Annotated in this window: 21 protein-coding genes and 1 other RNA gene; 6 read left to right on the plus strand and 16 right to left on the minus strand. The window is 62.2% G+C overall.

Annotation, left to right across the window (positions count from 1 at the left end; all coding sequences use genetic code 11):
• Nucleotides 1–9: 9 nt before the first annotated feature.
• The 10 genes from ftsW to rsmI form a co-directional block, all read right to left on the minus strand.
• The gene (gene ftsW, locus ACWHVV_RS10470; RefSeq protein ID WP_447529015.1) at nucleotides 10–1,191 is read right to left on the minus strand and encodes a putative lipid II flippase FtsW; all 1,182 of its coding nucleotides are present in this window, start codon (nucleotides 1,189–1,191) and stop codon (nucleotides 10–12) included.
• A complete protein-coding gene (murD, locus tag ACWHVV_RS10475; protein ID WP_447926193.1) occupies nucleotides 1,188–2,561 on the minus strand; it encodes a UDP-N-acetylmuramoyl-L-alanine--D-glutamate ligase in 1,374 nt (457 codons plus the stop codon). The genes ftsW and murD overlap by 4 nt, the downstream gene beginning before the upstream one ends.
• A gap of 83 nt (nucleotides 2,562–2,644) precedes the next feature.
• Nucleotides 2,645–3,727, minus strand: coding sequence for a phospho-N-acetylmuramoyl-pentapeptide-transferase (mraY, locus tag ACWHVV_RS10480; protein ID WP_447529017.1), 1,083 nt, complete (start codon nucleotides 3,725–3,727; stop codon nucleotides 2,645–2,647).
• Between the two features lie 19 nt (nucleotides 3,728–3,746).
• Nucleotides 3,747–5,090, minus strand: a complete 1,344-nt coding sequence (locus ACWHVV_RS10485; RefSeq protein WP_447926194.1) for a UDP-N-acetylmuramoyl-tripeptide--D-alanyl-D-alanine ligase — start codon at nucleotides 5,088–5,090, stop codon at nucleotides 3,747–3,749.
• Complete coding sequence (locus ACWHVV_RS10490; RefSeq protein ID WP_447926195.1) at nucleotides 5,090–6,583, minus strand: UDP-N-acetylmuramoyl-L-alanyl-D-glutamate--2,6-diaminopimelate ligase; 1,494 nt, start codon at nucleotides 6,581–6,583, stop codon at nucleotides 5,090–5,092. Before ACWHVV_RS10490 ends, ACWHVV_RS10485 begins: the two co-directional genes overlap by 1 nt.
• Before the next feature lie 15 nt (nucleotides 6,584–6,598).
• The gene (locus ACWHVV_RS10495) at nucleotides 6,599–8,305 is read right to left on the minus strand and encodes a peptidoglycan D,D-transpeptidase FtsI family protein (protein ID WP_447926196.1); all 1,707 of its coding nucleotides are present in this window, start codon (nucleotides 8,303–8,305) and stop codon (nucleotides 6,599–6,601) included.
• Nucleotides 8,302–8,634: a cell division protein FtsL gene (gene ftsL, locus ACWHVV_RS10500; RefSeq protein ID WP_447529021.1), complete on the minus strand. Its 333-nt coding sequence runs from the start codon at nucleotides 8,632–8,634 to the stop codon at nucleotides 8,302–8,304. The genes ACWHVV_RS10495 and ftsL overlap by 4 nt, the downstream gene beginning before the upstream one ends.
• Nucleotides 8,635–8,636: 2 nt before the next feature.
• A complete protein-coding gene (rsmH, locus tag ACWHVV_RS10505) occupies nucleotides 8,637–9,587 on the minus strand; it encodes a 16S rRNA (cytosine(1402)-N(4))-methyltransferase RsmH (RefSeq protein WP_447926197.1) in 951 nt (316 codons plus the stop codon).
• A 47-nt stretch (nucleotides 9,588–9,634) separates the two neighbouring features.
• Nucleotides 9,635–9,995: RNase P RNA component class A (gene rnpB / locus ACWHVV_RS10510), an RNA gene on the minus strand.
• 32 nt (nucleotides 9,996–10,027) lie between these two features.
• The gene (gene rsmI / locus ACWHVV_RS10515) at nucleotides 10,028–10,885 is read right to left on the minus strand and encodes a 16S rRNA (cytidine(1402)-2'-O)-methyltransferase (protein WP_447926198.1); all 858 of its coding nucleotides are present in this window, start codon (nucleotides 10,883–10,885) and stop codon (nucleotides 10,028–10,030) included.
• Between the two features lie 116 nt (nucleotides 10,886–11,001).
• On the opposite strand from rsmI, the gene ACWHVV_RS10520 reads away from it, so the two are divergent.
• The 4 genes from ACWHVV_RS10520 to ACWHVV_RS10535 are packed head-to-tail and all read left to right on the plus strand — an operon-like array spanning nucleotide 11,002 to nucleotide 14,098.
• Entirely contained in the window at nucleotides 11,002–12,504 is a 1,503-nt protein-coding gene (locus tag ACWHVV_RS10520) for a penicillin-binding protein activator (RefSeq protein ID WP_447926199.1), read from the plus strand.
• Nucleotides 12,494–12,865 (plus strand): YraN family protein, encoded by a 372-nt coding sequence (locus ACWHVV_RS10525; RefSeq protein WP_447926200.1) that lies wholly within the window; start codon nucleotides 12,494–12,496, stop codon nucleotides 12,863–12,865. Before ACWHVV_RS10520 ends, ACWHVV_RS10525 begins: the two co-directional genes overlap by 11 nt.
• Nucleotides 12,866–12,885: 20 nt before the next feature.
• On the plus strand, nucleotides 12,886–13,479 hold the full coding sequence (locus ACWHVV_RS10530; protein ID WP_447926201.1) for a phosphoheptose isomerase: 594 nt from the start codon (nucleotides 12,886–12,888) through the stop codon (nucleotides 13,477–13,479).
• Nucleotides 13,480–13,525: 46 nt separating this feature from the next.
• Nucleotides 13,526–14,098 (plus strand): BON domain-containing protein, encoded by a 573-nt coding sequence (locus ACWHVV_RS10535; RefSeq protein ID WP_447926202.1) that lies wholly within the window; start codon nucleotides 13,526–13,528, stop codon nucleotides 14,096–14,098.
• 80 nt (nucleotides 14,099–14,178) lie between these two features.
• On the opposite strand, the gene ACWHVV_RS10540 is transcribed toward ACWHVV_RS10535, so the two are convergent.
• From ACWHVV_RS10540 to zapE, 5 genes are all read right to left on the minus strand, one after another.
• Nucleotides 14,179–14,676 carry a ClpXP protease specificity-enhancing factor gene (locus tag ACWHVV_RS10540; protein ID WP_447926203.1) on the minus strand — a complete coding sequence of 166 codons (498 nt, stop codon included), beginning with the start codon at nucleotides 14,674–14,676 and terminating at the stop codon, nucleotides 14,179–14,181.
• Between the two features lie 61 nt (nucleotides 14,677–14,737).
• Complete coding sequence (gene sspA / locus ACWHVV_RS10545; RefSeq protein WP_447529029.1) at nucleotides 14,738–15,364, minus strand: stringent starvation protein SspA; 627 nt, start codon at nucleotides 15,362–15,364, stop codon at nucleotides 14,738–14,740.
• Nucleotides 15,365–15,571: 207 nt separating this feature from the next.
• A complete protein-coding gene (rpsI, locus tag ACWHVV_RS10550; protein ID WP_447529030.1) occupies nucleotides 15,572–15,961 on the minus strand; it encodes a 30S ribosomal protein S9 in 390 nt (129 codons plus the stop codon).
• Nucleotides 15,962–15,974: 13 nt separating this feature from the next.
• Nucleotides 15,975–16,403, minus strand: coding sequence for a 50S ribosomal protein L13 (rplM, locus tag ACWHVV_RS10555; protein ID WP_447529031.1), 429 nt, complete (start codon nucleotides 16,401–16,403; stop codon nucleotides 15,975–15,977).
• A gap of 197 nt (nucleotides 16,404–16,600) precedes the next feature.
• A complete protein-coding gene (gene zapE / locus ACWHVV_RS10560; protein WP_447926204.1) occupies nucleotides 16,601–17,782 on the minus strand; it encodes a cell division protein ZapE in 1,182 nt (393 codons plus the stop codon).
• 258 nt (nucleotides 17,783–18,040) lie between these two features.
• On the opposite strand from zapE, the gene ACWHVV_RS10565 reads away from it, so the two are divergent.
• Complete coding sequence (locus ACWHVV_RS10565) at nucleotides 18,041–18,514, plus strand: YhcB family protein (RefSeq protein ID WP_447926205.1); 474 nt, start codon at nucleotides 18,041–18,043, stop codon at nucleotides 18,512–18,514.
• Between the two features lie 63 nt (nucleotides 18,515–18,577).
• Here ACWHVV_RS10565 and ACWHVV_RS10570 read toward each other — a convergent pair whose 3' ends face one another.
• Nucleotides 18,578–19,339, minus strand: a complete 762-nt coding sequence (locus ACWHVV_RS10570; protein ID WP_447926206.1) for a Nif3-like dinuclear metal center hexameric protein — start codon at nucleotides 19,337–19,339, stop codon at nucleotides 18,578–18,580.
• A 197-nt stretch (nucleotides 19,340–19,536) separates the two neighbouring features.
• Here ACWHVV_RS10570 and ACWHVV_RS10575 point away from each other — a divergent pair, with 197 nt between their 5' ends.
• Nucleotides 19,537–20,778 (plus strand): S1C family serine protease, encoded by a 1,242-nt coding sequence (locus tag ACWHVV_RS10575; protein WP_447926207.1) that lies wholly within the window; start codon nucleotides 19,537–19,539, stop codon nucleotides 20,776–20,778.
• The last annotated feature ends 6 nt before the right edge of the window (nucleotides 20,779–20,784 follow it).

Here is a 20,784-nt window from a genome sequence, read left to right on the forward strand (position 1 = left end):
ACTCCTTACTCAAGATAAACGCGGCTCGAAGCGAGACTTATACGGGGTGGAGGCGCGCCGGGGGCGGTGACGGGTTTCGGCGTCTACTCGCAGCAGCAGGCCAATCATCATACCGGTCACCAAAAGACTCGAGCCGCCGTAGCTGATCAGGGGAAGTGTCAGCCCCTTGGTGGGCAGAAGCCCGGAGCTTACCGCCATATTGATAAACGCCTGGGCGGAGACGATGAACCCGATACCGTAGCTTACATAGGCGCCGAACAGATGCCCGGCAAGCTCCGCGCGCCGGCCAATCAGCATGGCGCGGGTAACGAACAGGGTAAAGAGTGCCACCACGCTGATCGCGCCGATCATGCCGAGCTCTTCGGCGATCACCGCGAAGATGAAGTCGGTATGCGCTTCGGGCAGGTAGTGGAGTTTTTGCACGCTATTGCCAAGCCCGGTGCCAGCGACATGGCCGCGCCCGAAAGCGATCAGCGCCTGGGTCAACTGATAGCCGGTCGCGAACTGATCCGCCCAGGGGTCCAGGAAACTGGTCCAGCGGGCCAGCCGGTAGGGCTCCATCACCACCATCATCACCGCGCCGAAGGCGAGAACGCTGCCGCTGCCGAGCAATAGCACGAGCGAAGCGCCGCTCATCATCAGCATGCCGATGACGCACACGGTATACACCACCATGCCGCCGAAATCCGGCGCCAAAAAGAGTAGCCCGGCGGGCACGGCGAGCACCGCAATTGGCCGCCACATGCTGAACGCCCGATTGCGCAGGTCATAGGTAAAGCGCGACATGAACGCCGCCATATAGAAAATCAGCCCCACCTTGCCAAGCTCGGAAATCTGCAGGCTGGGAAGCGGGCCAGGCAGCGAGATCCAGCGCTTACTGCCGTTTATTTCCTGACCGACCATCAACACCATGACCAGCATGAAAATACTGGCGAGCAGAATCAGCGAGGCGTTCTGGCGCCAGGCCTCCAGCGGCACACACAGCATGAAAAGGCACGCAATGCCGGCCACCAGCAAAAAGACCGCGTGCTGGCGAGAGTAGTAGTAGCTGTTTTCCAAAAGGCCGACCGAGGCCGAACTCACCATGATCCAGCCAAGCCCGGCAAGCGTTACCACCGCCACGATCAGCCAGACATCGCAGGGCAGATGCTTAGTGGTCACGGCATTCATAAAGCGTTGGCGTCGGCTCATGCACCCACCTCACTGCGTTGACGGTTGACCCACTCACGAAACGCCTCGCCACGCGCTTCGAAGTTGGCAAATTGATCGAGACTGGCGCAGGCCGGGGAAAGCAACACGCAGTCCCCCGGGCGCGCCGTCTCGAAGGCAAGCGCCATGGCCTGGGCGAGGGCGGCCACCTCGCGCACCGAGACCGCTTCACCCAGGGCGGCCTTCAGGCGCGGGGCATCCGCGCCAAACACCACGACTTCCCGGGCGTAACGGGCGAGCGGCGCCGCCAGCGGCGTAAAATCCGCGCCCTTACCGACACCCCCGGCCAGCAAAACGAGCCGCCCTTCGAGGGTGGCACCGATGCCGTCGATAGCGGCCAGGGTCGCCCCCACGTTGGTGCCCTTGGAGTCGTTGACCCAGCGCACCCCGTTAAGCGTGGCGATGACTTCGCTGCGGTGGGCCAGGCCCTTGAAATCCACCAGCGCCCGGCACATGCCGGATAGCGAGAACCCCAGGCGGTCGCCCAGGGCAAGGGCGGCCAGGGCGTTCATGTAGTTGTGCTGGCCGGCCATGCTCAGCGAATCCGTGCGTAGCAGCAGGGTTTCCCCCTGGGCGAGCCACATCTGGCCTTCCACGATTTTCACCCCCCACTCCCCTGCCTCGTGGGCGCGGCTGCCAAAGCGCGAAACCTGCGCGGCGCCGCGAGGCCAGGTCAGCGGGTCGTCGGCGTTGACCACCGCGTGTTCGGCGCCGATAAAAATACGCGCCTTCGCCTCGCGGTAGCGCGCAAGGTTTTCGTGTCGGTCGAGGTGGTCTTCGCTTAGATTCAAAAATGCCGCGGCCGTCGCGTCGAGGCGCGGGGTCGTTTCCAGCTGAAAACTCGATAGCTCGAGAATATAAAGCGCTGCCTCGGGGTGGGTCTCCAGAAGCTCTAGCGCCGCCGTGCCCAGATTCCCCCCGACCGCGGCGTCGACACCGCAGGCACGGGCCATCTCGCCCAGTAGCGTCGTCACGGTGGATTTGGCGTTGGAGCCGGTAATCGCCGCCACCGGCGCTTTCACCGCGCGCCGAAAAAGCGCGATTTCCCCCACGAGCCTCGGCTCGCCGGTGATATCGTCGACCTGTTCGAGTAGACCTTCAAGGCCTGGCGTACAAGGGTCGACGCCCGGGCTGATCACGACTTCCCGAGCGCGACTGAAATCGACCGCGGTCAGCGGGCCACAGTAGGTAGCGGCCTTGGGGTAAAGCGTCTGAAACGCTTCGAGGCCTGGCGGCGCGATACGCGTGTCCAAAAGCGCAAAGGGAGCGCCCAGGCGAGCCAGATGGCGGCAGATCGCCCGGCCGGAAACCCCCAGGCCGATAACGGCGGTCACGCCCTCAGGTATCTGCATTGCTTGGCTCCTTACGTACGGCCGGCGATCCGGCGGCCAGTGCTCTGGCAGCCAGCCGCTGGCCTTGCGAGAATCGCGTCGTCCTAGCGCACTTTCAGGGTGGCAAGCCCCAGTAGCACCAGCACCACGGTAATGATCCAAAAGCGCACGATTACCCGGGGTTCCGGCCAACCCTTGAGCTCGTAGTGGTGATGAAGCGGCGCCATGCGGAAGATACGCCGCCCGGTCAGTTTGAACGACCCCACCTGCAGGATCACCGACAACGTCTCGACCACGAAGATACCGCCCATGATAAACAGCACGATCTCCTGGCGAACGACCACCGCTACGACGCCAAGCGCCGCACCAAGGGCCAGTGCACCGACATCGCCCATGAAGACCTGCGCCGGGTAGGTGTTGAACCACAAAAAGCCCAGACCAGCGCCGGCGATCGTTGCGCAGAACACCGCGATTTCGCCGGTACCATGAATGAACGGAATATGCAGGTAGTTGGCGAACACCGCGTTACCGCTGGCGTAGGCGAACACCGCAAGCCCCATGGCCACCAAAACGGTGGGCATGATGGCAAGCCCGTCCAGGCCATCGGTCAGATTGACCGCGTTGGAGCTTCCGACGATCACGAAGTAGCTCAGCACGATGTAGAAAACGCCCAGCGGCAGCGCGAAATCCTTGAATAGCGGCAGCAAAAGGCTCGTTTCGGCGGGGGTGGTCGCGCTGAAATAGAGAATCAGCGCCGCGCCGAGACCGACCACGGATTGCCAGAAGTATTTCCACCTGGCCGGCAGGCCGCGGGGGTTTTTCTCGACCACCTTGCGGTAGTCGTCGACCCAGCCGATCGCGCCGAAGCCCAGGGTAACGGCCAGCACCACCCATACGTAGTGGTTGGCCAGGTCGCCCCAAACGAACGTACTGATGGCGATGGACATGAGAATCATGACGCCACCCATGGTGGGCGTGCCGGCCTTGGAGAGGTGAGACTGGGGCCCGTCATCGCGTACCGACTGACCGATCTGGCCGTCGACCAACCGCCGAATGACCCACGGGCCAAGCCACAGGCAAAGCATGAGTGCGGTGATGGCCGCCAGGATGATGCGAAGCGTGAGGTAGTTAAAAACCTGAAAAGCGCTTTGGTATTGAGCTAGCAAATTCGCCAGGTGAAGTAACATGAACGGCGTTTACCCTGTTTCAACCGAGCAGCGCGGCAAGGACGTTTTCCATGCCGGCGCTGCGTGACCCTTTCACCAATAGCGTGGCGTTAGGCGGCAACGTATTAATAATATGACGCGCAAGCGTCTCGTGGTCGTCAAAGTGGTACCCGCGACCGAAGGCATCGCTGACGGCGCGCGCGGCGTCGCCGCAGGTGAGCAGCGTATCCACACCGATTTCGCGTGCGTAACGCCCTACTTCGCCGTGCAGCGCCTCGGCGTTTTCGCCAAGCTCGCCCATGGCCCCCAGCGCACACCAGTGCGGCCCGGGGAAGCTTTTAAGCGTATCGAGCGCCACCTTCATCGCACCGGGATTGGCGTTATAGGTGTCGTCCAAAAGCGTACTGCCGTTGGGCCCTTCGATCACGCTAAGCCGACCAGCAAGCGGCGCAAGCGCCGACAACCCTGCCACCACGCGATCCGCTGACACTCCGGCGGCAAGCGCGGCGGTGGCGGCGGCCAGGGCGTTGCTCACATTGTGCTTGCCGGGCAGCGCCAGGCGCACCTCGCCAAGCGCGCACCCCTTTCGAACAAGCGTGAAAGCATACCGCCCTTGGCTGTCGCAGGAAAGTGCCTTTGCGCAGACATCCGCTTCGCTATCAACGGCGTAGCTCTGCACCTGGCCCGGGGCAAGCGCCGCCCAGGTGTCGAAATAGCGGTCTTCACGATTGAGTACCGCCACGCCGTCGGGCTTGAGTCCCAGCAGCAATTCGCTTTTGGCCTGGGCGATGTGGCCCATACCCCCGAATTCGCCGACGTGGGCCCCGGTCACGTTGGTGATGATGGCCACATCGGGGGCCGCCAGGCGGCTGGTCCAGGCGATCTCCCCCAGGTGATTGGCACCAAGCTCCACCACCGCCGCCCGGTGCTCGGGGGTCAGGCGCAAAAGCGTCAGCGGCGCGCCGAAGTCGTTATTGAGATTGGCCTCGGTGGCCAGCACCGGCCCCAGGGGCGCGAGCAGCGCCGCGGTCATCTCTTTGACGGTGGTCTTGCCGCTGTTGCCGGTAACCGCCACCAGCGGGGCGTCGAAGCGCGCGCGCCAGGCCCTGGCCAAAAGCCCCAGCGCCAGGCGGGTATCGGCGCACACCAGCTGGGGCAGCGCCGAATCGACCGGCGTTTGTACCAGCGCGGCCGCCGCCCCCAGGGTGCGTGCCTGCTCGATAAAGTCGTGGGCGTCGAAGCGCACCCCCTTGAGGGCAACGAACAAGCAGCCCGGCGTGATAAGCCGGGTATCGGTCACCACGTGTGTGAACGCAAGCACCGGGAAGCCGGCGGGCAGGGTCAGATTCAGGGACTCGGCAATGTCCGCTACGTGCCAACGCATTAGCCGCCGCTCCGCTGCTCGAACGCCTTTAGCACTTCGGCTGCGTCGCGGTAGTCATGACGCACGCCGTCGATCTCTTGATAAGCCTCGTGACCCTTGCCCGCGATCAACACGACGTCATCGACGCCGGCCTGGCCAATTACCTGCTCGATGGCCGCCCGCCGATCGCCGATTTCGCTAAACGCGCCGGCTTCGCTAAAGCCTTCGGCAATCATGCGGCGAATGGCGTCGGCGGGTTCGCCCCGGGGGTTGTCATCGGTGATCACGCTATGATCGGCCTGCTTTTCGGCCACTCGCGCCATTTCCGCACGCTTGCCAGTGTCGCGCTCGCCGCCACAGCCAAACACGCACCAAAGCTTGCCGGACTCACTTAGATGATCGCGCAGCGCGCCCAGGGCCGAATCGAGCGCATTCGGGGTATGGGCATAGTCGATTACCACGCTTGGCGAATGGGCCGCTTTATAAAGCGCCATGCGACCGGGGACCGGATTGAGCTTCGACGCGGCCTCGAAAAGCGCGTCGAGCGGCTCGCCAAGCCCGTAAAGCGTAGCGATGGCGAGCAGCACGTTATCCAGGTTGAAACGGCCCATCAGGTTCAGCTCGAGGGTCTTTTCACCCTCCGGGGTCGCGATGAGCGCGTGCTGGCCTAGCGCATGGGGGTGCCAGCCCACCACGCGCAGCGTGCAGGCCTGGTCATCGCCGATGGCCAAAACGCGCACGCCTTTTTCCAGGCCTGCCAGCATGAGCCTTGCCAGCGGGTCCTGGGCGTTGACCACGGCAAGCTCTAGCTCCCGGCGGCGAAAGAGCTTCGCCTTGGCCGCCGCGTAGGCGGCCATGCTGCCATGATAATCGAGGTGATCCCGGCTCAGGTTGGTAAACACGCCAGCGCGGATATTACAGGCGGTTAGCCGCTGCTGATCCAGCGCGTGGGAGGAGGCTTCGATAGCCACGCGCCGGGCACCACTTTGGGCAAGTTCGGCCAAAGAGCGCTGTAAAAAAAGCGGCCCTGGTGTGGTCAGCCCGCTATCGGCCAGCTTGCCCAGCCGCCCCGTGCCCAAAGTACCGACCACCCCGGCCGGGGTATTCAAAAGCTCGCTCAGCTCGGCGATATAGTGGGTGACCGAGCTTTTACCGTTGGTGCCGGTCACCCCAATCAGATCGAGGTCATCGGGCACGGCGAACAGCGCACGCCCCAGCTCACCCAGGCGAAGCGCCAGGTGGGGCAAATGAAGCACGCAGCCCTCCAGGGTAACCCGCGGCTCCTTCGAGTGCGCCAGCACCAGCGCGGCTCCCTGCTCGAGGGCGGCCTCGATGTAATCGCGGCCATCGCGTTGGCTACCAGGCACGGCAATGAACACGTCCCCCGGGGCAACCGCTCGGGAGTCGCTGGTCAAACGGAACGCATCGGGTAAGGCGGGTAGCTTTTCAGGCAGCTCATTGGCCGGCCACCCTTTCTTTAACGCATCCCACAAACGGCGGGGGCTGGACGTCATTTTGTCTCCTTCACGCTATTCCACTTCGTAGTCGGGCGGTACATCCAAAAGCCGTAACGCATTGCCCGTCACGCTGGAAAAAACCGGGGCGGCGACCGCGCCGCCGTAAAACTGGCCGGCCCGCGGGTGGTCGATCATCACCACCGTCACGATACGCGGATCCGAAATCGGTGCGATACCCGCAAACACGCTGCGGTAGGCGTCGACGGCGTAGCCCTGCTGGCCGGTTTTGCGCACCGTGCCGGTTTTGCCGCCCACCCGGTAACCCTCTACTCGGGCGCGGCGCCCGCCGGAGGTAGGCCCGACCGAGGTTTCGAGGATATCGAGCAGATCGTTGGCGACACTCGGGTCGATCGCCTGACTCCCCTGCGGGGTTTCGGAAAGGCGCAAAAGCGAGGGCGACATGCGCACGCCGTCATTGGCAAGCGCGGTATAGGCGCTGGCCAGTTGAACCGCCGAGACCGAGAGCCCGTAGCCGTAGGAGAGCGCGGCGCGCTCACTACGCGACCAGCGAACCGGTGCGGGCAGGCTACCGGTGGACTCGCCGGGGAAGCCGGTACCGGGGCTTTGCCCAAGACCCAGCTGGTTGTACTTCTCCCAGACCGTCGTATCGTCGAGTCGCAGGGTGAGCTTGGACATACCGATATTGGAGGATTTTTCCAGAATGCCGGGCAGGTCGAGCTCGCCGTAGTTGCGAATATCGCGAATGGTGAACTGGTCGATGCGCATCCAGCCAGGCGAGGTGTCCACGATCACGTCGCGGTCGACCACGCCGCTTTCGAGAATCGCCGCCATGGCCAGCGGTTTCATCACCGAGCCGGGCTCGAACACGTCGACCAGCGCCTGGTTACGCAACCCCCGGGGGTCGAGGCCGGCGCGGTTATTCGGGTTGTAGGACGGCAGGTTGGCCATGGCCAACACCTCACCGGTGCGCGCATCCATGGTGACCAGCACGCCACCATCGGCTTCGTTTTCGGCCACCGCCGCGCGCAGCTCACGGTAGGCCATGTACTGAATACGCTGATCGATGGATAGGGTCAGCTCGCCGCCGGGCTGGGCATCGCTGATGATCCCCAGTTCGCGCACCAACCGCCCGCGCCGGTCGTTGATCACCCGGCGCTGGCCCGGGTGGCCGGCCAAAAAGGGCTGATAGGCAAGCTCGAGGCCTTCCTGGCCAATATCGTCGACGTTGGTTACCCCGAGAATCTGGGCGGCGACTTCGCCCGCCGGGTAGTAGCGCTTGTACTCGCGCTGCTGATAAACCCCGGGGGTGCGCAAATCGAGAATGCGCTGGGCGGCCTCGGGGGTCATCTGACGGCGAAGATACATGAATTCGCGACTTGCGTAGCGTTCGATGCGCGCCTCGAAATCCCCCAGGCTCATGCCCAGCGCTTGGGCAAGCATGACGCGCTGGATCGCATCGGTAGGGAGTTCCTGGGGGTTGGCCCAAAGCGTCACCACCGGCGTCGAAATGGCCAGCGGCTCACCGTTGCGGTCGGTAATCATGCCGCGGTGGGAGGGAATCACTTCGTGGCGCAGGGTTCGCGCGTCGCCCTGACTTTGCAGAAACGGCCGGTCGATCACCTGCAAGAGTGTAATACGCCCGACCAGCACGCAGGCGGCCATGGCGACTAAAACGAGAATGAACAGAAAGCGCCCGCCACCCAAAGGCGGCGCAATGGGCGTCTGCCGGGAGGTGCCCCCGCGGCGGCGTTGGTTCATGGCCGAATAACCTCGACATCGTCTACATCGGGAATGCGCATTTCAAGGCGCTCGGTGGCGATCTGCTCGATACGTGCCGGCGTCGACCAGGCGCCCTCTTCGAGCAAAAGCTGGCCCCACTCGGTCTGCAGCTGGTTCTTTTCCTGCTCGAGGCGCTGAAGCTGAGCGTACTGGGTACGCGTCATGTGGGTCGTGGCCACCACGGCGAGTGCTGTCAGCATACAGCCGAGAAAAAGCGCCAGAATGATGAGGGGCCAGAGGCGTAAACGTAGCTTGAAGGGCCACTCGCTGCGCAACACGGACCACCAGTAGTCGATTCGCTCAAGCATGGTCAGCCTCGCTTTTTGGCCGCCCGCATGACCGCGCTTCGCGCGCGCGGGTTTTGATCGACCTCGAACGGCGTAGGCCGTACGCCCTTGTTGAGCGCCTCGAGGCGGCGATTGATCTGATCATCCCGCACCGGCACGCCCTTGGGCAGGTGGGTATCGCCGCGCACGTGGTGGCGAATGAAGCGCTTCACTCGGCGGTCTTCCAGCGAATGAAAGCTGATCACGACCAGATGCCCGCCCGGCGCCAGGGCTTCGAGGGCGGCCTCGAGGGCAGCGTCGAGCTGATCGAGCTCGCCGTTTAAGTAGATACGCAGCCCCTGAAACGCCTTGGTGGCCGGGTGGCGGCCCTTCTCCCAGGCGGGGTGCGCCTGTTTGAGCACCTCGGCCAGGTCCAGGGTGTGGGTGAACGGCTTCTCGGCGCGCCGAGTCACCACTGCGCGCGCCAGGCGTTTACCGAAACGCTCCTCGCCCAGGGTTTTGAAAACGTCGGCGATCTCCGCTTCCTTGGCGTGCGCCAAAAAGTCCGCCGCACTTTCGCCCTGGGTGGGGTCCATGCGCATATCCAGCGGGCCGTTACGCATGAAGCTAAAGCCGCGCTCCGGATCATCGAGCTGGGGGGACGACACGCCAACGTCGAGCAGTATTCCGGAGAGCTTGCCGAAAAGGCCCTGCTCTTTGGCGTATTCGCCAAGGCGGGCAAATTCGCGCCGGGTAATCGAGAAGCGCGAATCGTCGATGGCGCTGGAGGCCTCGATGGCCTGGGGGTCCCGGTCCATGGCCAACAGGCGGCCGTTTTCGTCAAGACGCGAAAGAATCAGGCGCGAATGTCCGCCGCGGCCAAAGGTGCCGTCAAGGTAGACGCCGTTTGCCGAATGCACGAGGGCGTCGACCGCTCCGTCTAGCAAAACGCTGGTATGGCGAAAGTCGGAAACGGTCTGGCTGGCAGAGGACATGATACGCACACTGTGTTGGAAAGCCCCGAGAGGGGCCTTGCATGGAAATGGGGAGTCGGCCGATAAGCCGGGTTCTGTCGTGGACAGTCATTCCTCTAGGCACTTTGTCGCCAAAGCGCTCAAGCAACCTACCCGGATCCAGCGCGGGCCACGCCAATGGATCCCTATTTGGTCTTGCTCCGAGTGGGGTTTACCTTGCCACGCACTGTTGCCAGGCGCGCGGTGCGCTCTTACCGCACCCTTTCACCCTTACCGGCCCCGAAGGTTTATTTCCGGGGCTTAGGCGGTCTACTCTCTGCTGCACTTTCCGTCGGCTTACGCCGCCCAGGCGTTACCTGGCACTCTGCCCTATGGAGCCCGGACTTTCCTCCCCTGCGCACGCGCAGCGGCGACTGTCTGGCCAACTCCGGCGGCAAGCATACCAGCGCCCCGCCCGCGCCTCAATGCTCTGTTTTCATTGCCTGCAATCTGGCGTACCACTCTTTCTTACGCCCGCCCAGCAGATTCGCGGCAATCGCCGCGCCTTGCTTCACACCGACCCCCTCGTCCAACAGCGTTTTCAAAAGCTTTTCATCGTTGATAGTCTGCGCGTCCTGCTCTTTAGCCGCCGGCGCCCCGGCCACCATCACCACGAACTCACCGCGGGCCTGATTGGGGTCGGCGGCTAGCCTATCGAGCAGCTCGCTTGCCACGCCCTGTAGAAAGGTTTCGAAGGTTTTGGTCAGCTCGCGGGCCAGCACGATGGCTCGGCCCGGCATCTGCTCGTTCAGCGCTTCCAGGGTCTGCACGATACGGTGGGGGGATTCGTAGAATACCAGCGTCTCCTCGCGCTCACTGCAGACCTCCAGCGCCTGACGGCGGGCGCCGGCCTTGGCGGGCAAAAAACCGCGAAAACTGAATCGATCCGTGGGGAGGCCCGCCCCGCTAAGCGCGGCGACCAGCGCACAGGCACCGGGGATGGGCACGATGTGGCGGTTGCGCGAACGAAGTTCTCTTACCAGAATGAAACCGGGATCGCTGATCAAGGGGGTACCCGCATCGCTGATCAGCGCGATGCTCTCGCCGGCTTCGAGGTAGCCGTCCAATGCCTCCACCCGGTGGCTTTCGTTGTGCTCGTGAAGCGATATGAGCGGCTTGTTGATGCCAAGATGGCTCAAAAGCCTGCCGCTATGCCGGGTATCCTCGGCGGCGATGCGCGAGACGCTTTCAAGAATCCGGGCGGCGCGTGGCGTTAAGTCCTCCAAATTCCCAATTGGCGTGGCGACCACGTACAATGTGCCCGGAGGCTGATGAGTCATAATGTCTCCCGATTTTAATAGCTGACGCTAGCTAATGGTGCGCTATGCTTTTGCAAGGATTGAGGGATCTATCCTCGGCTTTAAACAGCGCAAATGAAAAAACCAAGGAAGCATACATGAAACGTTCACTCCGTGGCCTGCTCGCCAGCGCCTTTACCGCCCTGGTGTTGACCGGGTGCGCCATTCAGCAGCCAGGCGTGGTGGATCGCGCCCCCGCCGAGGATGCCGGGCGCCTTTTGAACCAGGCCGAGCAGCAAGGGCCGGAGCAGGCCTCATTGAGCCGCCTGGAAGCCGCTAACATCCTGGCGCAGCAGGGCCAGCGCGAAGAGGCGTTCGACGCCGCCGCCGCCGTAGACGAAGCCGCACTTTCCGAGCAGGACCGGGTACGCTGGGCGCTGCTCTTCTCGGAGCTTGGCCGCGCCCTTGACGACCCCCGCGCGGTGCTGCGCGCCACCCAGGTACTGGATGACGAGCTCTCGATGCGCGACAACGAGCAGCAAACGCTGCGCGAACGCGCCCAGTGGGCCCGGGAAGCAATGGACGAGCCGGGCCGGGTTCAAGCCTCGCTTCCGGCGCTCGAAGGCGCCGACATTCGCCGCATCATGGTCGCCCTCCCCCAATCGGGCCCGCTGAGCAACATTGCCGATACGATCAGCAATGCCATGCGCGAACACAGCGAGATTCGCGGTCAGGGCGTCGAGCTGAGCTTCGTCGACGCGGCGCAGTATTCCATGGACGAACTCTATAGCCGCGCCGAGCAAATGAACGCCCAGCTGATCGTCGGCCCGCTGGACAAGGAGCAGGTCAGCCGCCTCGAACAGCAGTCCAGCGTTCCGCTACCGACGCTTGCGCTGAACTACGGCAGTGGCTCGCAAAACCAGGCCGCCGGGCTTTTCCAGTACGGCCTGTCTGCCGAAGATGAAGCCCGTCAGGCCGCGCGGCGTGCCTACCAGGACGGTCGCCGCCAAGTGTCGGTCATGGTGCCGGATAACGACTGGGGCCGCCGTGTGGGCGAAGCCTTCTGGAACGAGTTCCATGGCCAGGGGGGCGAAGTCACCAACGCCGTTCGCTACAACCCGAACAACGAGGTTTCCAGCGCCGTACAAACCGCGCTGAACGTGAGCGGCGATCGCGCTCAGCTTGGCAGTATCGACGCGCTCTTTTTGCTCGCCCTGCCGGACTACGCCCGCCAGGTACCGCCCATGCTGGACTTCTACTACGCCCAGGACCTGCCCATCTACGCCACCTCGCACCTCAACGAGGGCAGCCGTGAACGGCGCTTGAACCAGGACCTCGACGACGTGATGTTCGTCGATATCCCTTGGCAGATTCCCGATGCAGCCGTCGGCGGCGAAGAAGCGCTGCCGTTCAATGCAAGTTACCAGGCGCTGCACGGTGAAGGTGACGCGTCGCTCTTCCGCCTGCAGGCCATGGGCGTCGATGCGTACGAGTTGGCGACCCGGCTGTCGGATCTCTCCTCCATTCAGGGCTTTAACGGTAGCACCGGGACGCTGTCGCTTTCCGGCGATGGCCGCATTCACCGCGAGCTGCCCTGGGCGCGCTTCCAAAACGGCCGCCCGGCACCGATCCTTTCGCCGGGCCTGCTGGGTGACCAGTAAGCCGCAAACCGCGCGCAAGCGCGGCGCCGCCATTGAGCAGCTTGCTGCTCAATGGTTGCAGCGTCAGGGTTTAACGCTGGTCACCGCCAACCACCACGTCAAAGGAGGCGAGCTCGACCTTGTCATGATGGACCAGGACACCCTGGTCTTCGTGGAGGTCAAGCACCGCACCTCCCTACGTAACGGCCACCCGCTCGAGACCGTAACCCCCCTCAAGCAGCGCCGCCTAATTCGCGCCGCCTCGCTTTACCTGGCCCGTCACGCTGTCTCAACACCCTGCCGCTTTGATATTCTAGCGATGACCGGCCAACCCCCTGCTCTCGAGTATCATTGGGAGAAGGCGGCTTTCGACGCTTACTAACACGACACCAGGAAGCCCTAATGGACTTTCAATCCCGCATTCTTAGCCACTTCAATGCAAGCATTGATACCCAAACCTACGCCAGCGAAGTGCTGCCCCCGTTTATCGAGGTGGCCAGTCAAATGATGGTTCAGTGCCTGGTCAACGAAGGCAAGATCCTTGCCTGCGGCAATGGCGGCAGCGCCGGGGACAGCCAGCACTTCTCCGCCGAGCTTTTGAACCGCTTCGAGCGTGAACGGCCGAGCCTTCCGGCATTGGCGCTCACCACCGACACTTCCACACTGACGTCGATCGCCAACGACTACAGCTACAACGAGGTATTTTCAAAACAGATTAGAGCCCTGGGCCAGCCAGGCGATATACTGTTGGCCATCTCGACCAGCGGTAATTCGGCCAACATCGTCCAGGCGATTCAGGCCGCCCACGACCGGGATATGGTGGTGGTCGCACTCACCGGCCGCGACGGTGGTGACATGGCCTCGCTTTTGGGCCAGGATGACTGCGAGATTCGCGTCCCGGCCACGTCTACCGCGCGCATTCAGGAAGTGCATCTGCTGGCGATCCACTGCCTGTGCGATCTAATCGACGAGCAGCTCTTTGGCGGCGCCGCTTGAAGCGTCGCCGTTTGATTGACTATTTTCGTGTTTTAAGGAGTCGGCCATGGCCCTTCGCAACGCATTTCGTTCTTTTTGCCTCATCACCGCCTGTAGCGCGGTGCTGTTGGCGGGCTGCGCCAACAACTCGGCCTCCAATCCCTCCAACTACGCCCAGCGCAGCAATGATGTCGAGGCGGTAGACGCCACGGTCGAGCGTCAGGTCGAGCGCACCCTCGACCGCGCGGATGCGCGCCTGGCCGATGCGCGTATTCGCGCCCACAGCTACAACGGTACGGTGCTGCTGGTCGGCCAGGTGCCGAGCGAAGAGCTTCGCGACACGGCAAGCGAAGTCGCCTCCAGCGTGCGTGGCGTCAACCAGGTGCACAACGAGCTGGCCATTGCCGCGAACCTTCCGGCCACCCAGCGCCTAAGCGACACCTGGCTTACCACCAACGTGATCAGCCATTTGGCCACCAACGAGCATATCGACTCTTCCAAGCTCAAAATCACCACCGAAAACGCCAGCGTTTATCTGATGGGCATGGTGACCCGCGAGGAAGCCGAGCGCATCGTCAACGCGGCGTCCAGTGTCGGTGGCATCCAGCGTATCGTCAAGGTCTTCGACTACATCGACTAACCCCAAAGTCGGCGTAAAAAAAAGCCTCGCAGAATGTGCGAGGCTTTTTTATGGGGCAGCTTTACGCTTTGCTTTTGGCGCTATTTGACCACGCGAAGCGTCGGCTTCTTTTTCGGCTTGCCGGGCGCATCCGAGGGCGCGTCGGGCGTTTCGCCCGAGCCTTCCTCGGTGGGCTCGGTCACGCTCAGCATAGGCCCGCTCTTTTCACTTTCGTCACTTTGGGCGGTGCCATCGGCTTCACCGGCCTCGTCTTCACCCTCTTCGAGCTCGGGCTCGTGACCAAACACCATACCCACGCCGTTTTCCCGCGCGTAGATGGCGATCAATGCCTGAATGGGGATCATGACCTGCATCGGCTGGCCGCCAAAGCGGGCGCTAAAGCCGACCGCCTCGTTCTCCATGAATAGATCGCGCACCGCAGTCGGCGCGACGTTGAGAACGATCTGGCCGTTTTGGACGAACTGGCGCGGCACTTCGACGCCGGGCTGGGTGGCATCGACCACCAGATGCGGCGTTAGCTCGTTGTCCAAAAGCCACTGATAAAGCGCCCGGGCAATATAGGGACGGCTCGATTTCATAAGACTCCCTTGATGTTCATCAAGGCCCCGCCGGCTATCGCCGCGGGGCTTTAAGGGTTTTTTACGCGCGCATCTCTTTTTCACGCTCGTTCAAAGCAGCCTTGAAGGTCTCACGCTCGAACACCCGCGACATGTAGTTTAGAAGCGGTTTGACCTGCTTTTCAGGAAGCTCGATATTGAGCTCCGGCAGACGCCACAAGATCGGCGCCAGACAGCAGTCGACCAGAGTAAACTCGTCGCTCATGAAGTACGGCATGTCTTCGAAGATCGGCGAAATACCGATCAGGCTTTCGCGAAGCTCCTTGCGCGCCTTCTCGGCCTCTTTTTTACCGCCGGTACGAATCTGGTCGAGCATGGGGCACCACTCGCGCTCGATACGGTGCATCCAGAGCCGGCTTTGAGCACGCGCAACCGGGTAAACCGGCAGCAGCGGCGGATGCGGGAAGCGCTCGTCCAGATACTCCATCATCACCTTGGACTCGTAAAGCACCAGATCGCGGTCCAGCAGCGTAGGCACGCTGTTATAGGGGTTGAGATCGGCTAGCTCCTGCGGCGGCTGCTCGTCGTTTACGTCGACGATATCAACGGCGACCCCTTTTTCAGCCAGAACAATGCGTACTCGATGGCTAAAATGATCGTCATTACCTGAATAGAAGATCATAGAAGACCGCTTGGCCACAACACCCATGAAAGCATCCTCGCATTAAAACAATAGACAATAATAACATGCCAAGGCCTCCCTGGGGGAGGCAGACCCGCGCCATCTTCCTGCGCCCTGCCGCGCACCTTAACACCGCTTACGCTAACTCGAGATGCGCGCTCTCAACGCAGCCATCCGGCATAAAAAACGCCCAGGCCGATGGCCTGGGCGTTTTGTGCAGAACGCGCGTAAAAATTAACGCTTGGAGAACTGCGGACGACGGCGTGCTTTACGCAGACCGACTTTCTTACGCTCGACCTGACGCGCGTCGCGGGTAACGTAGCCAGCGGCACGTAGCGCAGGACGGAAGTCTTCGTTGTATTCCATCAGGGCACGAGTGATGCCGTGACGAATGGCGCCGGCCTGTGCCGAGCCGCCGCCGCCTTCAACGGTCACGTAGACGTCGAACTGGCTGAGCGTTTCGGTCAGCTCGAGCGGCTGGCGAACCACCATACGACCGGTTACGCGACCGAAGAAGTCGTCCAGCGCACGGTTGTTGACGGTGATGTTGCCGGAACCCGGCTTAAGGAACACGCGAGCGGTGGAAGTCTTGCGGCGCCCGGTACCGTAATATTGCTGTGACATGGCGAAGATTTCCTTAAATGTTCAGTTCAAGCGGCTGTTGGGCGGCGTGAGGATGCTCGGCGCCAGCGTAAACTTTCAGCTTGGCGTGCATGGCGCGACCCAGCGGACCCTTCGGCAGCATGCCTTTAACGGCAAACTCGATGATACGCTCAGGCGCATGGTCACGCAGCTGGTTGAACGTCATGGAGCGCAGACCGCCCGGGTAGCCGGTGTGACGGTAGTAGTTCTTGTCCGTGGCCTTTTTACCTGTGACCTGGACTTTCTCGGCGTTGATGACGACGATGTAGTCGCCGGTGTCAACGTGAGGTGTAAATTCGGGCTTATGCTTGCCACGCAGGCGGCGAGCGATTTCGGTAGCCAGACGACCGAGCGTTTTGTCCGTGGCATCGACAACATACCAGTCGCGCTGGACGGACTGCGGCTTAGCACTGAACGTCTTCATGGATGAAATTCACCAGATTAAATGTATTGGGTGACCTAGCCGCCAAGCGGATAAGCACCATCCCTATTTTTTTTGGTTACGGAGCAAAGAAAACGCCCGTAACGTACAGCGAGGCGGCATTCTACACGACAAAACGCGCCACGTTAAGCGCCCCGGGCATTTTTATTACCCTGCCGCCCCGGCTTTCTACCACGGCCTCACGGCTTGTGAGCCAGCGCCAGATACTCCCGGGACTGCATTTCCTGAAGCCTTGAGAGCGTGCGCTCGAACTCGAAGGAGAGTTTGCCGTCCGTATAGAGCGACTCGACCTCGACCTCCGCCGACATCAAAAGTTTGACGCCCCGATCATAGAACTCGTCGACCATATTGATGAAGCGCCGTGCCTGGTCTTCCTGCTTGGCACTCATCTGGATGACGTTGGAAACCAGCACGGTGTGAAACTCGCGGGCGATCTCGATATAGTCGTTTTGGCTGCGCGGGCCGTCGCAAAGCTCGCGAAATTCGAACCAGGCCACGTTTTCGTGCAGGCGGCGCGTTTTCAGCACGCGGTGATTGACCTCCAGCGGCGCATCCTGCTCGCCGGCCTGGCCGGCAATCTCCTTGAAGCTACGCGCTAGTTCGGCCTCGGCCTCGTCATCGCAGGGCGAGTGGAAAATTTCGGCACGCTCCAGCGCGCGCAGCCGGTAATCCACGCCGGAGTCCACATTGACCACCTCGCAGTGGCGGTTCAAAAGCGCGATCGCAGGCTCGAAGCGCGCCCGCTGAAGCCCATCCTTGTAGAGATCGTCGGGCACGATATTGGAGGTCGCCACCAGCACCACGCCGCGCTCGAAAAGCGCTTCCAAAAGATTGGCCAAAATCATCGCATCGGTGATGTCCTTGACGAAGAACTCATCAAAGCAAATGACGCGCGCTTCAGAGGCAAACTTACCCGCAATCAGCTCGAGCGGGTTTTTCTCGCCCTTGTAGTGGTTGAGCTCGTTATGCACCCGCTGCATGAAACGGTGGAAATGGGTGCGCATCTTATCGGGAAACGGCAGCGCCTCGAAAAAGGTATCTACCAGATAGGTTTTACCCCGCCCCACGCCGCCCCAAAAGTAAAGACCGTTCACCCGCGGCATGGCGGGCTCATCTTTTGACGTTTTCTTGCCCATGAGCCCGGCCATGCGCGCCTTGAACCCCTTGTTGGCTACTACGGTTTTCGGCGTCGTAGAAGGGGTTGCCAGCAACTCGTCGTAGAGACGCTGCAGGTGCTCGACGGCCTTTTGCTGGGCCTGGTCGAATTGAAAATCGTCGCGCTGAATATCGCTTTTATAACGCGCCAGAGGCGTTGGCGGGTGCGTGGAACTTGCCTTGGCCGAGGCGGTTTTCGATGACATTCAAACACTCTCCAAAGGGTGGCGCGGGAAGCGCAGTGGCCACCTGAGGCGGCGCAAAATACGGTCGCAAAGTAGCGGTTTTAAGCGCCTGCGCGAGGGGCAAAGCGCTGTAAAGCAGCCAAATTATACGCTGGATAAACCCTGAACGCATCGGCGCATTGACCCAACCCGCCAACTGACGCCTATAATGAGGCCAAACGTGCATTAGCGCTTGGCGATGCGCCTGAACTGATCCAACCTGGTTTTAGGGAGAAAACTGTGGAAGCAAACTCACCAATCATCTATGCGCTGATCGGCCTGGCCGTTGGATTCTTGATCGGCCTTTTGTGTTATCGGCTGGCGAGCAAGGGTGAGCGCCATCGGGCATCGCTTAAGCAAACGCTTTTGGAGCGCGAACATCAGATCGCCGAACTCAAAAAAGCGATGGGCAGCCACGTAAGCGACGTTCGCCAGTGCCTCGAGGCCATCCGCAGCCAGGCCGACGACATCGAGGACAAGCTGGACGCCGGCGCCGAGCAGTGGGAACTGGCCACCAGCCCGGATACCACTTTCACGCAGCCACGAAAAACACCGGCAACGGGCTCTTCGGTAACGCCCGCAGCCCCCGAGACCGAGACGCCCGCCACCCCCCGCGACTACGCCGACGGCAAGGGTGGCACCCTCTCCGAGGAGTACGGCTTGAAAGACACGAAGGCGAAAGAACCTGCCGTCGACCAGCCGCCGCGCTACTAAAGCCATCGCCGAAACACGGCACGCCAAACAAAAAAGCGAGGGTTCTCCCTCGCTTTTTTACGTTCAGGCCGGGTTGTCGATATCGACAAAGCGGTGGGTGACACCGTACTCGCTGGCCAACCACTCGCCCAGCGCCTGGACGCCGAAGCGTTCGGTCGCGTGGTGGCCGGCCGCGATGTAGTGAATCCCCATTTCCCGGGCCAAGTGGGTGGTGCGCTCAGAGATTTCACCGGAGACGAACACCTGGGCGCCCGCCTCATAAGCGGCGGTAATCATGTCCTGGGCGCCACCGGTACACCAGGCGACACGCTCGATACGGGCAAGGCCGGGCGCCTCGATCACCGTCGGTACACGCTCCAGCACCGCACTTACCTGCTCGGTCAGGCCCTGAAGAGACTGGGCCTGACCCAGCCGCCCCGACCATAAAAGGCCCTCACCGAGCTCGCCGTCGATGCAGCCTTCCACTTTCCAACCCAAACGCCTGGCAAGCTCGGCATTGTTGCCAAGCTCGGCGTGGGCATCCAGCGGCAGGTGGTAGGCGAGCAGGTTGATATCGTGATTCAAAAGCGTCTTGATACGTTTTTGCTTCATGCCGGTAATCGCTACCGGTTCGTTTTTCCAAAAATAGCCATGATGGACCAGCACCATGTCCGCCTGCCAGGCGACGGCCTCCTCGAGCAGCGCCTGATTGGCCGTCACGCCGGTCATCACCCGGGCGACGCTCTCCCGCCCTTCTACCTGTAGACCGTTGACGGTGTAATCCTTGAAACGAGATGCGCGAAGCTGGTGATCGCACGCTTTGACAAGCTGGTCGCGGTTAACCACGTCGTCTCCTTATGGGGTTTGGCTACTGAGGATCGCGTTCAAAAAGTGTTACCCTATTCACTATTGTAAAGCTCGCGTCTTGTTATCGCGAACAAGGCCTTGCGAACAAGACGTCGCGAACTCAATGCTTGTACGAAACGCCTACCACCGCGCCCCTTTCGTGCCCAAAAGACCGTCAACGGCTGAGGATGTCTCGCATGCACCGTTATGTGCTGCCCTATGTATGGCCAATCGTTACCGGAGTTCTTCTGGCTGCGCTGCTGCTATTTGCTTTTCCCGACCTGTTGCCCAACCCGTTTCGGGCCGCGCCACCGGCGCAAACCCCTGGCGCATTGGTTCCCGCCGGCGAAACGAACCCCCAGGACGTTAACCGCCCGCGCCCGGAAATCCGCCAGGCGGCGCCGCTGGATCGCAATCAGGGGCCGGCCAGCTACTCGGATGCGGTCAATCAGGCCGCCCCGGCGGTGGTGAATATTTATTCCTCGCGGATCGTCGAGCGCGACCAGCATCCACTGATGTCGGACCCGTTTTTTCAGCAGTTTTTCAGCGGCGACGACCCCACTGCCCACCAGCGTATGCTGTCGAGCCTGGGCTCCGGGGTAATCATCAGCCAGGACGGCTACGTGCTGACCAACCATCACGTCATCAATGACGCCGACCAGATTCAGGTAGCGCTTCGCGACGGCCGCGAAACCCTGGCGGAGGTGATCGGCACCGACCCGGAAAGCGATTTGGCCGTGCTGCGCATCGACCTGGAAGATTTGCCGGTGATCGAGCTCACCGACTCCCAGGAAGTCGCCGTGGGGGACGTGGCGCTGGCGATCGGCAACCCCTTTGGGGTCGGCCAGACCGTCACCATGGGCATCATCAGCGCCACCGGCCGAAGCCACCTGGGCCTCAACGCCTACGAGGATTTCATCCAGACCGACGCGGCGATCAACCCCGGCAACTCCGGCGGCGCGCTGGTCAACGCCGAAGGCGCGTTGGTGGGCATCAATACGGCGATCTTCTCGCGCTCCGGCGGCTCCCAGGGTATCGGCTTCGCCATCCCGGCCAATCTGGCCCACAGCATCCTCAACGAACTGGTCACACGCGGCCGGGTGATTCGTGGCTGGCTGGGGATCGAAGCTCAGGCGCTGTCTCGCGAGCTTGCGGCCTCTTTCGGGCTGCGTACGCCCCAGGGGGTAATCGTGGCGGGCGTGGTGAGCGACGGCCCGGCCGCCCAGGCGGGGCTTCAACCCGGCGACGTGCTGCTCTCCATCGACAATCAGGCGATTCTGGACGCTCGGGCGACCATGAGCGATATCGCGTCGATCCCACCAGGCACGTCGCTGCCGCTCACCGTGGTACGTAACGGCGAGCGTATCGAGACGACCGTGGAAGTCGGAGAGCGCCCTACGCCGGTCCGCGCCACTCTAGGGCCTGAGGGCGGCTCGTAGCCGCAC

This window comes from Vreelandella sp. EE27 (assembly GCF_968206495.1).

What these genes read in the sequence shown, in the direction of transcription:
- ftsW (WP_447529015.1), bottom strand. Translation starts at nt 1,191, where the DNA reads ATGAGCCGACGCCAACGCTTTATGAATGCCGTGACCACTAAGCATCTG.
- murD (WP_447926193.1), bottom strand. Translation starts at nt 2,561, where the DNA reads ATGCAGATACCTGAGGGCGTGACCGCCGTTATCGGCCTGGGGGTTTCC.
- mraY (WP_447529017.1), bottom strand. Translation starts at nt 3,727, where the DNA reads ATGTTACTTCACCTGGCGAATTTGCTAGCTCAATACCAAAGCGCTTTT.
- ACWHVV_RS10485 (WP_447926194.1), bottom strand. Translation starts at nt 5,090, where the DNA reads ATGCGTTGGCACGTAGCGGACATTGCCGAGTCCCTGAATCTGACCCTG.
- ACWHVV_RS10490 (WP_447926195.1), bottom strand. Translation starts at nt 6,583, where the DNA reads ATGACGTCCAGCCCCCGCCGTTTGTGGGATGCGTTAAAGAAAGGGTGG.
- ACWHVV_RS10495 (WP_447926196.1), bottom strand. Translation starts at nt 8,305, where the DNA reads ATGAACCAACGCCGCCGCGGGGGCACCTCCCGGCAGACGCCCATTGCG.
- ftsL (WP_447529021.1), bottom strand. Translation starts at nt 8,634, where the DNA reads ATGCTTGAGCGAATCGACTACTGGTGGTCCGTGTTGCGCAGCGAGTGG.
- rsmH (WP_447926197.1), bottom strand. Translation starts at nt 9,587, where the DNA reads ATGTCCTCTGCCAGCCAGACCGTTTCCGACTTTCGCCATACCAGCGTT.
- rsmI (WP_447926198.1), bottom strand. Translation starts at nt 10,885, where the DNA reads ATGACTCATCAGCCTCCGGGCACATTGTACGTGGTCGCCACGCCAATT.
- ACWHVV_RS10520 (WP_447926199.1), top strand. Translation starts at nt 11,002, where the DNA reads ATGAAACGTTCACTCCGTGGCCTGCTCGCCAGCGCCTTTACCGCCCTG.
- ACWHVV_RS10530 (WP_447926201.1), top strand. Translation starts at nt 12,886, where the DNA reads ATGGACTTTCAATCCCGCATTCTTAGCCACTTCAATGCAAGCATTGAT.
- ACWHVV_RS10535 (WP_447926202.1), top strand. Translation starts at nt 13,526, where the DNA reads ATGGCCCTTCGCAACGCATTTCGTTCTTTTTGCCTCATCACCGCCTGT.
- ACWHVV_RS10540 (WP_447926203.1), bottom strand. Translation starts at nt 14,676, where the DNA reads ATGAAATCGAGCCGTCCCTATATTGCCCGGGCGCTTTATCAGTGGCTT.
- sspA (WP_447529029.1), bottom strand. Translation starts at nt 15,364, where the DNA reads ATGGGTGTTGTGGCCAAGCGGTCTTCTATGATCTTCTATTCAGGTAAT.
- rpsI (WP_447529030.1), bottom strand. Translation starts at nt 15,961, where the DNA reads ATGTCACAGCAATATTACGGTACCGGGCGCCGCAAGACTTCCACCGCT.
- rplM (WP_447529031.1), bottom strand. Translation starts at nt 16,403, where the DNA reads ATGAAGACGTTCAGTGCTAAGCCGCAGTCCGTCCAGCGCGACTGGTAT.
- zapE (WP_447926204.1), bottom strand. Translation starts at nt 17,782, where the DNA reads ATGTCATCGAAAACCGCCTCGGCCAAGGCAAGTTCCACGCACCCGCCA.
- ACWHVV_RS10575 (WP_447926207.1), top strand. Translation starts at nt 19,537, where the DNA reads ATGCACCGTTATGTGCTGCCCTATGTATGGCCAATCGTTACCGGAGTT.